The sequence below is a fragment of the Saccharopolyspora sp. NPDC002376 genome, from assembly GCF_053593195.1.
Genome location: NZ_JBSFBZ010000009.1, coordinates 49,945 through 62,824 on the forward strand (window position 1 = coordinate 49,945; position 12,880 = coordinate 62,824).

Below are 12,880 nucleotides of genomic sequence, written 5' to 3' on the forward strand. Positions count from 1 at the left end.
TCGGCAGGTACGGTGTAAAGCGGTGAGCACGGGAGCCCGGTAGCGGGCTGAGAGGGGGCGTTGGCCCCGACCGTCGAACCTGATCCGGGTCATGCCGGCGCAGGGAGCGTGGAGTTGTCTGAAGAACGAACCGAGCACGTCGTCGTTGTCGGCGGTGGAGTGATCGGGTTGTCCGTCGCCTGGCGCGCAGCGGCCGCCGGGCATCGAGTGCAGTTGGTCGATCCAGCACCGGCGTCCGGTGCGTCCTTCGTGGCGGGTGGAATGCTGGCGCCGATCGCCGAGGCCTGGCCCGGCGAGGAGGAGCTGCTCGAGCTGGGCAGCGCGTCGCTGGAACGCTGGCCCGATTTCGCCGAGGAGCTGAGCCGCACGTCCGGTCTGCCGTCCGGGCTGCGCCGCGAGGGCACCCTCGTGGTCGGCGTGGACAGCGCGGATCGCGCGGAGCTGGACGAACTGGCCGAATACCTGTCCCGTCAGGGCCGCACGGTGACTCGGCTTTCGGGCCGGGAGGCGCGGCGGCTCGAACCGTCCTTGGGGCCCGCGGTGCGCGGTGGCCTCGAAGTTCCGGGAGATCTCGCGGTCGACAACCGCTTGGCGTTGGCCGCGTTGCGAGCTGCGGCGACGGCTGCCGGGGTCGAATTCGTCGCAGCAGCGGCGAAAAGCGTCCGCGAGGGCGCGGTGGAGCTCGAAGATTCCACTGTGGACTGCGATGTTGCGGTGATCGCCGCAGGCGCGCACTCCGGTTCTCTGCACCCCGCGCTGCGCGATCGGATCCGCCCGGTGAAGGGCGAAATCCTGCGTCTCCGCGCACGGACCACTGCGCTGCCGCCGCCGAGCCGCACCGTTCGCGGTCCCGTGCACGGCCGCCCGGTCTACCTGGTGCCGCGCGACGACGGGGGACTGGTGCTCGGCGCCACCCAGTACGAGGTCGGGTTCGACACCGAAGTCACCCTCGGCGGAGTGCGCGACCTGATCGCCGACGCCGAGCAGGTGATGCCGGGCATCGCCGAGTACCAGCTGGTCGAGGCCAAGGCCGGGCTGCGGCCCAGCACCGACGACAACCTGCCGGTGCTCGGCTGGCTGGAGCCGGGCGTGCTGGCCGCCACCGCGCACCACCGCGGCGGGTTCCTGCTCGCCCCGGTGACCGTGGACGCGGTGCTCGCGCTGCTGCGCGGCGACGAACCCGACGCGCTGATCAAGACCACCGATCCGAGCCGATTGGGAGGACAGCAGTGAACGTCGTGATCAACGGGAAACGGCAGCAGGTCGCCGACGGCGCCGTGCTCGCCGCGGTGCTCGCGGAGTTCGGAGTGCCGGACCGGGGTGTGGCGGTGGCCGTGGACGGTGCGGTGGTGCCGCGCGCGAGCTGGCTGGAGACCGAGCTGAACCCCGAGGCCACGATCGAGGTCCTCACCGCAGTGCAAGGAGGGTGACATGGACGACCCGTTGGTGATCGCCGGTCGCGAGTTCGGTTCGCGGCTGATCACCGGGACCGGTGGGGCGACGAACCTCGCCGTCCTGGAACGAGCGCTGATCGCATCCGGCACCGAGCTGACCACCGTGGCGATGCGCCGTGCGGACGCCGGTGGCGGCACCGGCGTGCTCGACCTGCTGCGCAAGCTCGGCATCGAAGCGCTGCCGAACACGGCGGGCTGCCGGACGGCGGCCGAAGCGGTGCTGACCGCGCAGCTGGCGCGCGAGGCGCTGGAGACGAACTGGGTCAAGCTGGAGGTCGTCGCCGACGACGACACCCTGCTACCCGACCCGCTGGAGCTGCTGGACGCCGCCGAGCAGCTGGTCGACCAGGGCTTCGTGGTCCTGGCCTACACCAACGACGACCCGGTGCTGGCGCTGAAGCTGGAGGAGATCGGCTGCGCGGCGGTGATGCCCCTGGGCTCGCCGATCGGAACCGGCCTGGGCATCCGAAACCCGCACAACATCGAGATGATCGTCTCCCGAGCCTCGGTGCCGATCGTCCTCGACGCAGGCATCGGCACAGCCTCGGACGCAGCGCTGGCAATGGAACTCGGCTGCTCAGCGGTCCTCCTGGCCACAGCAGTCACCCGAGCCCAAGACCCAGAACGCATGGCAGCGGCCATGAGAGCAGCGGTCGAAGGAGGCCGCCTCGCGTCCCTAGCGGGCCGAATCCCCAAGCGCTTCTGGGCAGAAGCCTCCAGCCCAGGCCACCCCATGAGCTGACCCCGCCCGCAAGAGCCCAACGGCGTGTCAGGACCCCGACGCACCGAGTCCCCACACCACAGTTTCAATTGAAACTGTGATCGCCCGTGGCTGGGATTTACAGTTTCAATTGAAACTGTGGTTCCACGGTGTGTCGGGACCCCGACACACCTGTGGACAGGTCCCGGGTCCTGTGGAGAACTTCCGCAATTTCAATGGAAATCAGACGTCTGATTTCCATTGAGCTCTTTTCATCCTGTCTGGCTGGTGGCCGCGAAGCACGACCGGCACCGCGCGGCGAGGGTCGCATGCGCCGCAGGCGCATAGCCCACTCTCGCAACTTGCACCGCCGCGGGTTCTCAGACGTCGCCTGGCGAGGGCAGCCCGTTTGCCGTGTATTTGGCATACATAAAAACAGGATCCCGCAGCCAGGCGGCGTCTGAGGTTCCGCCACCCGCACCGCCACGCAAAACGAGCCTGGAAAAACCTCATTTAAAATTGCGTACCGGGGACCGGACGAGGACGTCTGTGGCTCAGTGGATGTGGTGGCGCTCCGGGCGGAAGAACGAGATCGTGTAGCTCTTCCACGGGTTGTCGTAGCCGAAGGTCCGGTCGATCGCCTGACGCGCGTGCAGCGCGTTCTCCACCATGGAGCTAGCCAGGAGCTCGGTCGCCGGCGCACTGCCCTCAGGCACGTCCGGAATCTTCGCCGAAGGCTTGCTACCCAGCAGGTCGTCCACCGCGCGCAACGCCGGAACCGCCACCGCCTGCTCGGCCTCCGGCCGGAACGCCAACGTCGCGACGTCCTGGCGCAGCGCGGCCAGCGCGATCGCCGCGTCCCGCGTCGCTCGGTCGTCGTCGGTCTCCTCGCCCGTGCCGTCCAGCAGCGCCGGCATGCCCAGCAGGTCCTGAGTTCGCCGCAGCGCCAACACATTCGCCGCCTGCAGTGCCGTGGGCAGGTCGGCGCCCTGACCGGCCGCCCGGACGCTGCGCAGCAGCTCGGACACCGCCCACACCGTCGAGCGCACCGCGCCCCGCACGTCCGGCAAGATGCTGCTGGGCAGCACCAGGTACGCGACGTAGCCGACGATCAGCGCGATGGCGGCGCCGACCGCGGTGTTCGCGGCGAAGCTGATCCCGACGTTCACCAGCGGCCGCTCCAGCCGCATCGCCTGGTCCACGACGGTGATCACGATCAGGCAGCCCAGCAGCGTCTGGTACTCGGTGCGCAGCCGCTGCATGCTCAGCAGCATCCCGCCGATCACCAGCGGCACCAGCAGGAACGCGCCGGGCAGCAACGTGATCAGCAGAGCCAGCGCGGTCACGCCCAGCACCGCGCCACCGGTGCGCTCCAGCGCGCCGGTCATGCTGTCGCGGGCCGCGGGCTGCAGCACCACGTACAGCGCGAGCAGCAGGCTCGACGCAGAAGGATCGCCCACCAGCAGCACGATCACCATGCCGACGGCGACCGCAGCCGTGCAGCGCAGCGCGTGCCGGAACAGCGACGACCGGAACGACAGGTGCGCGCGCACCGCGCCGATCAGCCGCTCCCGGGTAGCGCCGGGCGCCTGCGGCGGCAGCGGCGTCTCGACGCGACGGACCACGGTCGCCCGGATCCGCTCGAGACCCTGGTTGATGCCCTGCACGGCGTCCGGCAGGTCCTGCCGTCCACCGCGGGCCAGCACGGCCTCTGCTGGGGTGCGGCGCGCCGCGTGGGGAAGTCCGGTGCAGGCGCGGGAACGTACCGCCCGGGCCAGCTCCGCGGCGACCTGGTCGGCTTCCGCGACGATCTGCTCCAGCCGTCCGGCCTCGATTCGATCGCTCTGCGCGGCCTGCGCGAGCAGCGTCTCGCGCGCGGCGCGGAAGCGCGCAGCACCGGCCAGCACCTCGCCGAGCCAGGTGCTGGAACCGTCGGCCCGCCACGCGGCGGCCGCGGACTCCACGACACCGGGGCCGGGTTCGAGCAGCGTCCGCGCGACCGCCACCCGAGTGGCCCGGCCGGGATCGCTCAGTCCGCTGATCACCCGCAGCACCAAGGCGAACACCGCGCCTGAGGCAGCTGCGGCCAGCAGCATCCACGCTGGCTGGTCGCTGCCGATGCCGGTCGTGGTGGACACCAGGGTCGCGGCGGCGAAGGTCTGCCCGCCGACGCGGTAGTGCTCGCCGAGCGCGGGCAGCATGCCGGTGCCGAAGACCACGACCGCCACCACCAGCCCGGCCAGCACCGGGATGTTGGTCAGCAGCGGCCCCACGGCCATCACCAGCACCAGGGCCGGGGTGAACCAGACGAACCGCCGCAGGTCCGAGCGCAGCGACTGGCCGCCGGTGGCGACCAGCGCGAGCACCGCGGTCAGCCCGGCCAGCAGCGCAGGGGTCTGCAGTTCGAACAGCCAGCCGACCGCCGTCCCGGCGACCACCGCGATCAGCACCAGCACGGCGTACTGGCGCTGTCGGGGGTCGGGTGCCCCTGCCTCGGTTGCCAGCAGTCGCTGCCGGGCCCGGGCCAACGCCGACTTAGCAGTCGAGACGGATTTAGCCACGCTGTCGAAAACCCCTGTCATCGTCGTTCGCACAGCGCGCAGCGCACCGCGCGCCACGAGGGCGTGCGATCCTCCGGATTACGCGCTTCTTACCTAGTTTGTCGACGAGGCACACCATTCGGGTTACAGATCCGGGATGGAAATCACTCTATTAGGGGTCATCTTGGGGAGCGTCAGATCGTCAGAACGACCTCGGGCTGACCCGCCAGAAGGTCGACACCGGCCCGACACCGGCGCCGAGCGGGTAGGCGTGCGACACGCTGCGCGTGACGAACCGCTTGCCGCTGCGCACCGCGTCAGGCATCGAGGCGCCCTTTGCGAGCGCCGCGGTGATCGCTGAAGCGAAGACGTCCCCAGCGCCGTGGGTGTGCACAGTGGCATAGCGCGGGCCAGGTAGCGGGATGGCCTCGGAGCCGTCGAAGAGCAGGTCGATGCACTCCGGGTCGTCTTCCAGGTGACCACTCTTGATCAGCACCCACTCGGGGCCGAAGTCGTAGATCGCCTTGGCCGCGTCCAGCAGATCGGCGCGGGTGCGCGCGTCGATGCCGGTCAGCAGCCGCACCTCGTCGAGGTTCGGGGTCACCAGGGAAGCGCGCGGGAAGGCCTCGTTGCGCAGCGAGTCCAGTGCGTCCTCCCGCAGCAGCGGCTCACCGCTGCGGGAAGCGGCGACCGGGTCCACCACGAACGGCGTGCGCCCGCCGCGGCCGATGCCGTGCTTGTCGCAGACCTCCAGCACCGCCTCGATGGTCGCCGCGGAGGCGAGCACCCCGGTCTTGGCGGCGTCCACGCCGATGTCGGAGGCCACCGCGTCGACCTGCGCGGCAACGGTCTCCGGCGGGATCTCCACCAGCCCGGTCACGCCGACGGTGTTCTGCACCGTCACCGCGGTGACGGCGGTCATCCCGTGCACTCCGCAGGAGAAGAACGCGCGCAGGTCGGCGTGCATCCCGGCGCTGCCCCCGGAGTCCGAACCGGCGATGGTCAGCGCGGTCGGAGGGGCGGTGTCGTTCGCGGGCCGTGCTTCGTGCTCCGCCGAGATCTCGTGCATCCACTTCATGTTACGGCCCCAATCCGACCGATCCACCTGGGTACGGACGCCCATTTGCCCAGGTCATCCCCCGTGAGTGCTTGGGCTGCCAGAACAGCCCGAAGCACTCACGGTTGGTGACCAGCGGATTCAGTCGGCGAGGGGCAGGTAGACCTTGCCGCCCGCGCCGGAGAACTCCTCGGACTTCTCCCGCATGCCGGCCTCGATCGCTTCGACGCTGGTCAGGCCGCGTTCTTCGGCGAACTTGCGGACGTCCTGGGTGATCTTCATGGAGCAGAACTTCGGGCCGCACATGGAGCAGAAGTGCGCCGTCTTGGCCGGTTCGGCGGGCAGGGTCTCGTCGTGGAAGGCCTTGGCCGTGTCCGGGTCGAGGGACAGGTTGAACTGGTCGGTCCAGCGGAACTCGAAGCGGGCCTTGGACAACGCGTCGTCGCGTTCCTGCGCTCGCGGGTGGCCCTTGGCCAGGTCGGCGGCGTGCGCGGCGATCTTGTAGGTGATCACGCCGGTCTTGACGTCGTCGCGGTTGGGCAGGCCGAGGTGCTCCTTGGGCGTGACGTAGCAGAGCATCGCGGTGCCGGCCTGGGCGATCATCGCCGCTCCGATGCCGGAGGTGATGTGGTCGTAGGCGGGCGCGATATCGGTGGTCAGCGGTCCGAGCGTGTAGAACGGAGCCTCACCGCACAGCTCTTCCTCCAGCCGCACGTTCTCCGCGATCTTGTGCATCGGCACGTGGCCGGGGCCCTCGATCATCACCTGCACGTCGAGCTCGCGGGCGATGTGGGTGAGCTCGCCGAGGGTTTCCAGCTCGGCGAACTGCGCGCGGTCGTTGGCGTCGGCGATGGAGCCGGGCCGAAGGCCGTCACCGAGCGAGAACGTGACGTCGTAGTCGCGCAGGATCTCGCACAGCTCGCTGAAGTGCGTGTACAGGAAGCTCTCGCGGTGGTGCGCCAGGCACCAGGCGGCCATGATCGAGCCGCCGCGGGAGACGATGCCGGTGACGCGCTGGGCGGTCAGCGGCACGTAGCGCAGCAGCACCCCGGCGTGCACGGTCATGTAGTCCACGCCCTGCTCGCACTGCTCGATCACGGTGTCCCGGTAGATCTCCCAGGTCAGCGCGGCCGGATCACCGTTGACCTTCTCCAGCGCCTGGTAGATCGGCACGGTGCCGATCGGCACCGGGGAGTTGCGCAGGATGCGCTCGCGGGTCTCGTGGATGCGCTTGCCGGTGGACAGGTCCATGACGGTGTCGGCGCCCCAACGGGTGGCCCACACCATCTTCTCCACCTCCTCCTCGACCGAGGAGGTCACCGCGGAGTTGCCGATGTTGGCGTTGACCTTGACCAGGAAGTTCTTGCCGATGATCATCGGCTCGCTCTCCGGGTGGCAGCGGTTGGCCGGGATCACCGCCCGGCCGCTGGCCACCTCGTCCCGGACGAACTCGGGGGAGACGCCTTCGCGGGTGGCGATGTACTCCATTTCCCGTGTGATGGCACCGGATTTGGCCCAGCCCAGCTGGGTCCGGTGCTCCCTCCCGTCGGTCCACCCCGCTCGCATCCGAGGAAGTCCACTGTGGACGTCAATGGTGTCGTTATCGTCGGTATAGGACCCGGAGGTGTCGTACACGTCGAGGTGTTCGCCGTTGGTCAGCTGGATGCGGCGGAATGGCACCTGCAGGCCGGATTCGGTGCTGCGGAACACCTTTCGTGAGCCGTTGATGGCCCCGGTGGTGATCTCGCTGGCGTTCTCGGACGTGTTCGGACGCGCGTCGGCCATTGCCAATCCACTCCCTACGCCGGCATTACCCGGTCAGGTTCATGCGGTCGGCGGCCCCGGAGTTCTCCAGCCGCCCTCTCAGCCCGCTGTTGGTGCGAGCTCCCGCGGTCTTCGTTTGTCGCTGCCAGAGGCTAGCCGGACCCGGCAGCGCTGCCAACCCCCGTTCATCCCGATGACGGCGGGCCGGTTTGCCGTTAGGCTCGTGACCAGGGTGATCGCAACATTGTCAGGGGTGGTGAGTACGGTGTGTTACGACATCGATACAGGAGGTGACCGCGCTATGGCTGCCGCCCCGGCGTTCGAAACCGCCACTTGGGAAGAATTGGTCGAGGTTTGGGAGAACATCGACCTTCCCAATGCGGCTTGGCGCGCGGAGATCATCGAAGGAAGGATTGTGATGACGCCGCCGCCGGGATCCACGCATAACCTGATTGCGGACCTTGTTCACGGAGAACTGCGGATGGCGGTTCCCAAGGATTGGGCCATCTTTCAAACCTTCGGAATCAAGATCCCGCAGCGCAAGAGCTTGTGCACGCCTGATGTCGTGGTGATTCCTCGGTGCGACGTTCCCAAGGGACGGAGCTCGCTCTCTGCGGACAAGGCGTTGATGGTCGTGGAGATCACGTCACAAGGCAACGCAGACGATGACCGCACGAGGAAACTCTGGGGTTATGGGCAGGCGGGCGTTCCCTTGTACCTCTTGATCGACCGCTTTGCACTGGATGGTCCGACGGTGACGCTGTTCTCGCAGCCGACTGATGGTCGCTACCTTCACCAACATCGCGTCGCTTTTGGCGAACCGGTCGAGTTGCCCGAGCCGTTCGGCTTCACCTTGGACACCAAGGACTTCTGATCAGTCTTCGTCTTCGGCGAAGGGGTCGCCGTGTTCGGCCGGGTCCCAGGAGAGGCCGGGGACTCCCCATTCGTTGCGCTTGATCATCTTCTTCGCGGCTCGCTTGTGGCGGCCCATCAGGCGGTCCAGGTAGACGTAGCCGTCCAAGTGGTCGGTCTCGTGCTGGAGGCAGCGGGCGAAGAATCCGGTGCCCTCGACCTCGATCGGCTTGCCGTCCACATCGGACCCGGTGACCTTCGCCCAGCTCGCGCGGCCGGTCGGGTAGGACTCGCCGGGCACCGACAGGCAGCCCTCCCAGTCCTCGTCCGGGTCCGGCATCGACTCCGGGATCTCCGAGGTGGTCAGCTCCGGGTTCACCATGACACCGCGGTGCTGGACGCCCTCGTCGTCGGGGCAGTCGTACACGAAAAGCCGCAGGTCGACGCCGATCTGGTTGGCCGCGAGCCCGACCCCGTTCGCGGCGGCCATCGTCTCGAACATGTCCTCGACGAGGGTGCGCAGCTCCTCGTCGAAGTGCTCCACCGGGCGCGTGGGATTGTGCAGCACCGGGTCGCCGTAGACGCAGATCGGGTGAACAGCCATGAGCGGGACTTTATCGGTAAGCCCGGCCGTCGGTTCGGGGTGCTCTTTTCCGGTACCCGCTGGTCCGATCAGCACCCGTCGCGAATCTGGGCATGGTGTAATCAGGGGCGGAATCACAACCATGTGATTCCGCGAACGCGCCGAAGGCCCGGATCGCGAGGCGAGGAGTCGGATGGACGCCGCCCAAATGCTGACCGCGCAGGAGATCGCTCGTCAGTGCGAGCAGTTGGCCCGCCTGCAGGAACAGCAGAGATCGCCGGAGGGACGGCGTTTGCGGCTGGCGGAACCACCGGTGCCTGAGCCCGCCGCTGAACCGGTCGTTGCACCCGAACCGGAGCCGGAGCCGCTGCCGACCGGGGCGCTGACCGACCGGGAGCGCGGGGTGCTGGCCTTCGAAGCGCAGTGGTGGAAGCGGTCGGGCGCGAAGGAGCAGGCGATCCGGGAGCTGTTCGACATGTCGGCGTCTCGGTACTACCAGGTGCTGAACGCGTTGCTGGACAGTCCTGCAGCTTTTCGGGAGGACCCTATGCTGATCAAACGGCTGCGCAAGGCACGGGCGGCTCGGCAGCGCGCACGGGCCGCTCAACGACTGGGAATCGAGTTGCACTGATGACTTCAGGGGAATCCGCCGGACCCGCCAAGGCCAAGATCGTCGGCTACGGATTGATCGGGGCCGGTGTGATCGCGGGCGCCATCGGCGTCGCCACGCTGTTCTCCGGCGGCGACACGTCGAACTCCGCTCAACAGCTGCCCCCCGAGCCGGGGAACTACCCTGCGAAGTCGTCGCTGGTGCAACCGCCGCCCCCGGTGCCGGGCGGCTCTGACCTGGAGCAGAAGCCCGAAGACCAGCAGTCCGCACCGCTGCCGCCGACCGGCGAGAACGGCCAGCCGCCCGGGCAGGACGGCCAGCAGCCGCCGCCTCCGCCGGGACAGCAGCACCAGCAGCGCCCCGGCACGCCGAACGGTTCCGGTCAGGGAACTGAGCAGATCGTGGTGCGGGTCTACAACAACAGCACGATCAGCGGCCTGGCGAACCGAGCCGCGGAGGACTTCCGGAAGGTCGGCTACGACGTGCCCGAGGTGGGCAACTACTCGGCGGGCCTCATCCCGACGACCACGGTCTACTTCCGCCCGGGCACCCCGGAGGAAGCGCAGGCCAAGGACGTCGCAGCCCGCTTCGACGCCCGCGCGGAACCCCGCTTCGACGGCATCCAGGACGCCACACCCGGTCTGATCGCGATCATCACCAACGACTACAAGGGCCCCTCCGCCGCGAAGTAACCCCGGATCGAGTGCCTGGTGAAGGGCACCTTCTAGCAAGCCCACCCGTCGCCCGACCACCGGCCCCCAAGGAGGCGCTTCGCGCCACGGTGCCCACCCGTCGCCCGACCACCGCCCCCCAAGGAGGCGCTTCGCGCCACGGGGTTGAACTGCCTGAAGGTGCCCTTCATCGCGTTCAGGACCGCTCGATCAGGGGCGGTGGGATTGGGCGTAGGACTCGAGGGTTGCGAGTTGGGCGGGGTCGAGGGACGGGCGGACCGCGGAGCGGGCCTTGGCCAGGTGGATTGCTGAGACCTCGGCTGCGGAGAGGGATTCGCGCATTGCCGTAAGGGCTGCTTCGCGGATCAGGGCTGCGCAATCCGCTGCTGAGTAGCCGTCCAGGTCGGCTGCTAGGGCCGGGATGTCCACATCGGACGCTAGTGGGGTGTTCTTGGCGGCTGCGCGAAGGATTGCTTCGCGGGCTTCGGTGTCTGGTGGGGGGACGTAGACGAGGCGTTCTAGACGGCCTGGGCGGAGTAGCGCTGGGTCGACCAGTTCTGGGCGGTTCGTTGCGCCGAGGACTACGACGTCGCGCATCGGCTCGACGCCGTCGAGCTCGGTGAGCAGGGCGGCGACTACGCGGTCGGCTACGCCGGAGTCCGAGGACTGACCACGGCGGGGTGCCAGTGCGTCGACCTCGTCGAGGAACACCAGTGCTGGGGCGGCGTTGGCGGCGCGGAGGAACAGTTCGCGGACCGCTCGCTCGGACTCGCCGACCCACTTGTCCATCAGTTCTGCGCCTTTGACCGCGAGGACGTTGAGCCGTCCGCTGCCGGCCAGGGCTCGGACCAGGAACGTTTTGCCGCAGCCCGGTGGGCCGTAGAGCAGGACGCCGCGCGGGGGTTCCACGCCGAGGCGGGTGAAGGAGTCCGGGTATTGCAGCGGCCAGAGCACCGTTTCGGTGAGGGACTGCTTGACCTCGGTCATGTCGCCGACGTCGTCGAGGGTCAGGCCGCCGGTCTGCAGGTTGTCCGATGTGGACATCGAGATCGGACGGACCGAGGCCAGTGCGTCCAGCAGGTCCTGCTGGCGGATGCGTGCGTCGGCGACGTCGTCCTGGTGGCGCAGTGCCGCGCCGACGGCGGCTTCCCGGCACAGTGCGACGAGGTCCGCGACGACGAAGCCCGGTGCGCGCTCGGCGACCTCGGACAGCTGCACGTCGTCGGCCAGCGGGGCGTTGCGCAGCAGCACCCGCAGCAGGTCGGTTCGGATGGCGTCGTCCGGGAGTCCGAGCGTCAACTCCCGGTCGACGACGCCGGGTTCGCGCAGCCTGGGGTCGATGGCCTGCGGCTGGGAGCTGGTGACGACCACGGCGAGCCGATCGGTACCGATCGCGCCGCGGATCGCGTCCAGCGCAACGGTGGCCAGCGGCGGCGGCTCGGTGCCCGGCAGCAGGCTCTCCACGTCGGTCAGCAGCAGGACTCGGTTGCCTTGGGCGCTGGTGGCGCGGTCGATCGCTTCTTGCAGGCGCTTCGCCGCCATGCCCGGTTCGAGCGCCGCGATGCTCGGTGCGGCGAGTTCGACCAGCTCGGCGCCGATGTCGGCGGTGACCGCCCGGGCCAGCGTCGCCTTGCCGACGCCGGACGGACCGCTGAGCAGCACGCCTAGGTGCGGTTCGGCGCCGAGGCGGCGCAGCAGTTCAGGCTGGTCGAAGGCCAGGCGCAGCCATTCGCTCAGGCGCTTCGCGGTGTCGCGGGAGCCGACCAGATCCGCGACCGGCACCGTCGGTTCGGTGGGCTGCTGCACTGGGGCGGGCGGTGCGGCGGGGACGGGCTGAGCGGCGGGTTGCGGGCTGCTGCCGTCGCGCCATTCGACCACTGTGGACGGTTGGACGGCGACGGCTCCGGCCGGTTCGGTGGCCGCGATGGTGATCAGCTCGTTGGTCCAGGTCAAGCCGATGGCGTTGGACAGCTTGCGCCGCACCTCGCCCGCGTTCGCCGTGGCGCTCGGCGCGACGTCCTGCGGCAGCAGCGAAACGGTGTCCCCGGTGCCGAAGACCTTCCCGGTCAGCGCCAGCCGCAACGTTTCCGGCGCAACGGTGGCCCGCGCGATCTGAGACCCGGAGACGACCACCCGCTTCGCAGCGGTGACCTGCACCGGGGAGACGACGACCTCGGCACCTTCAGCGAGCCCCAGGTTCATCAGCGCAACGTCGTCGAGCAACAGCACGCCGGTCGGGCTACCGGCCTCAGCCGCAGCGGCGAGCGCCACAGTCGCCCGCGCCCCGGTGAGCTGCACGGCGTTCCAGGGCCTCAACCCCAACGCATCGAGGACTTCGGGGTGCAACCGCACCACCCCGCGTCGAGTGTCCTTGGCGGAGGGAGAAACCCGAGCGGTCAACGCAATCGACGGCACCCCGCGAGCTTAACCGCGCCACGGCCCGAGCACGGCCATCCCACAAGCGGGTCTCGGAACCGCCAGATCACCCCTGAACCACCGGCCTCGCGCCGCGGAGGAACGGTCCCCTTCACTCCGCCGTGCGCACCAGGAACCACAGTTTCAATTGAAACTGTAAATCCCACCCACGGCGGATCACAGTTTCAATTGAAACTGTGGACCTCCGGTGTGTCGGGCGCCGGACACACCGGA

The 12,880-nt window shown here is 69.0% G+C and carries 11 protein-coding genes and 1 riboswitch; of the genes, 6 read left to right on the forward strand and 5 right to left on the reverse strand.

Annotation, left to right across the window (positions count from 1 at the left end; all coding sequences use genetic code 11):
• Positions 1–18: 18 nt before the first annotated feature.
• A riboswitch (TPP riboswitch) is annotated at positions 19–123 on the forward strand.
• The 3 genes from thiO to thiG all read left to right on the forward strand — a co-directional run bounded on the left by thiO (position 115) and on the right by thiG (position 2,196).
• Positions 115–1,233: a glycine oxidase ThiO gene (gene thiO / locus ACWCO2_RS09170; protein ID WP_450127197.1), complete on the forward strand. Its 1,119-nt coding sequence runs from the start codon at positions 115–117 to the stop codon at positions 1,231–1,233. Its footprint overlaps the riboswitch before it by 9 nt.
• A complete protein-coding gene (thiS, locus tag ACWCO2_RS09175) occupies positions 1,230–1,430 on the forward strand; it encodes a sulfur carrier protein ThiS (RefSeq protein WP_450127198.1) in 201 nt (66 codons plus the stop codon). The genes thiO and thiS overlap by 4 nt, the downstream gene beginning before the upstream one ends.
• Before the next feature lies 1 nt (position 1,431).
• Positions 1,432–2,196 carry a thiazole synthase gene (gene thiG, locus ACWCO2_RS09180; RefSeq protein ID WP_450127199.1) on the forward strand — a complete coding sequence of 255 codons (765 nt, stop codon included), beginning with the start codon at positions 1,432–1,434 and terminating at the stop codon, positions 2,194–2,196.
• 512 nt (positions 2,197–2,708) lie between these two features.
• On the opposite strand, the gene ACWCO2_RS09185 is transcribed toward thiG, so the two are convergent.
• From ACWCO2_RS09185 to thiC, 3 genes are all read right to left on the reverse strand, one after another.
• Positions 2,709–4,715, reverse strand: coding sequence for an FUSC family protein (locus tag ACWCO2_RS09185; RefSeq protein ID WP_450127200.1), 2,007 nt, complete (start codon positions 4,713–4,715; stop codon positions 2,709–2,711).
• A gap of 181 nt (positions 4,716–4,896) precedes the next feature.
• Entirely contained in the window at positions 4,897–5,763 is an 867-nt protein-coding gene (thiD, locus tag ACWCO2_RS09190; RefSeq protein ID WP_450127201.1) for a bifunctional hydroxymethylpyrimidine kinase/phosphomethylpyrimidine kinase, read from the reverse strand.
• A gap of 129 nt (positions 5,764–5,892) precedes the next feature.
• Positions 5,893–7,536 (reverse strand): phosphomethylpyrimidine synthase ThiC, encoded by a 1,644-nt coding sequence (thiC, locus tag ACWCO2_RS09195; RefSeq protein WP_450127202.1) that lies wholly within the window; start codon positions 7,534–7,536, stop codon positions 5,893–5,895.
• Between the two features lie 202 nt (positions 7,537–7,738).
• Between thiC and ACWCO2_RS09200 the strand changes: the two genes are divergently transcribed.
• The gene (locus ACWCO2_RS09200; protein ID WP_450127203.1) at positions 7,739–8,389 is read left to right on the forward strand and encodes a Uma2 family endonuclease; all 651 of its coding nucleotides are present in this window, start codon (positions 7,739–7,741) and stop codon (positions 8,387–8,389) included.
• On the opposite strand, the gene ACWCO2_RS09205 is transcribed toward ACWCO2_RS09200, so the two are convergent.
• Positions 8,390–8,971 carry a peptide deformylase gene (locus tag ACWCO2_RS09205; protein WP_450127204.1) on the reverse strand — a complete coding sequence of 194 codons (582 nt, stop codon included), beginning with the start codon at positions 8,969–8,971 and terminating at the stop codon, positions 8,390–8,392.
• Positions 8,972–9,317: 346 nt separating this feature from the next.
• On the opposite strand from ACWCO2_RS09205, the gene ACWCO2_RS09210 reads away from it, so the two are divergent.
• Both ACWCO2_RS09210 and ACWCO2_RS09215 read left to right on the forward strand, forming a co-directional pair.
• Positions 9,318–9,581, forward strand: coding sequence for a DUF3263 domain-containing protein (locus ACWCO2_RS09210; RefSeq protein WP_270954470.1), 264 nt, complete (start codon positions 9,318–9,320; stop codon positions 9,579–9,581).
• A complete protein-coding gene (locus ACWCO2_RS09215) occupies positions 9,581–10,252 on the forward strand; it encodes a LytR C-terminal domain-containing protein (protein ID WP_450127205.1) in 672 nt (223 codons plus the stop codon). The genes ACWCO2_RS09210 and ACWCO2_RS09215 overlap by 1 nt, the downstream gene beginning before the upstream one ends.
• Before the next feature lie 189 nt (positions 10,253–10,441).
• On the opposite strand, the gene ACWCO2_RS09220 is transcribed toward ACWCO2_RS09215, so the two are convergent.
• On the reverse strand, positions 10,442–12,646 hold the full coding sequence (locus ACWCO2_RS09220) for an AAA family ATPase (RefSeq protein WP_450127206.1): 2,205 nt from the start codon (positions 12,644–12,646) through the stop codon (positions 10,442–10,444).
• Between the last annotated feature and the right edge of the window lie 234 nt (positions 12,647–12,880).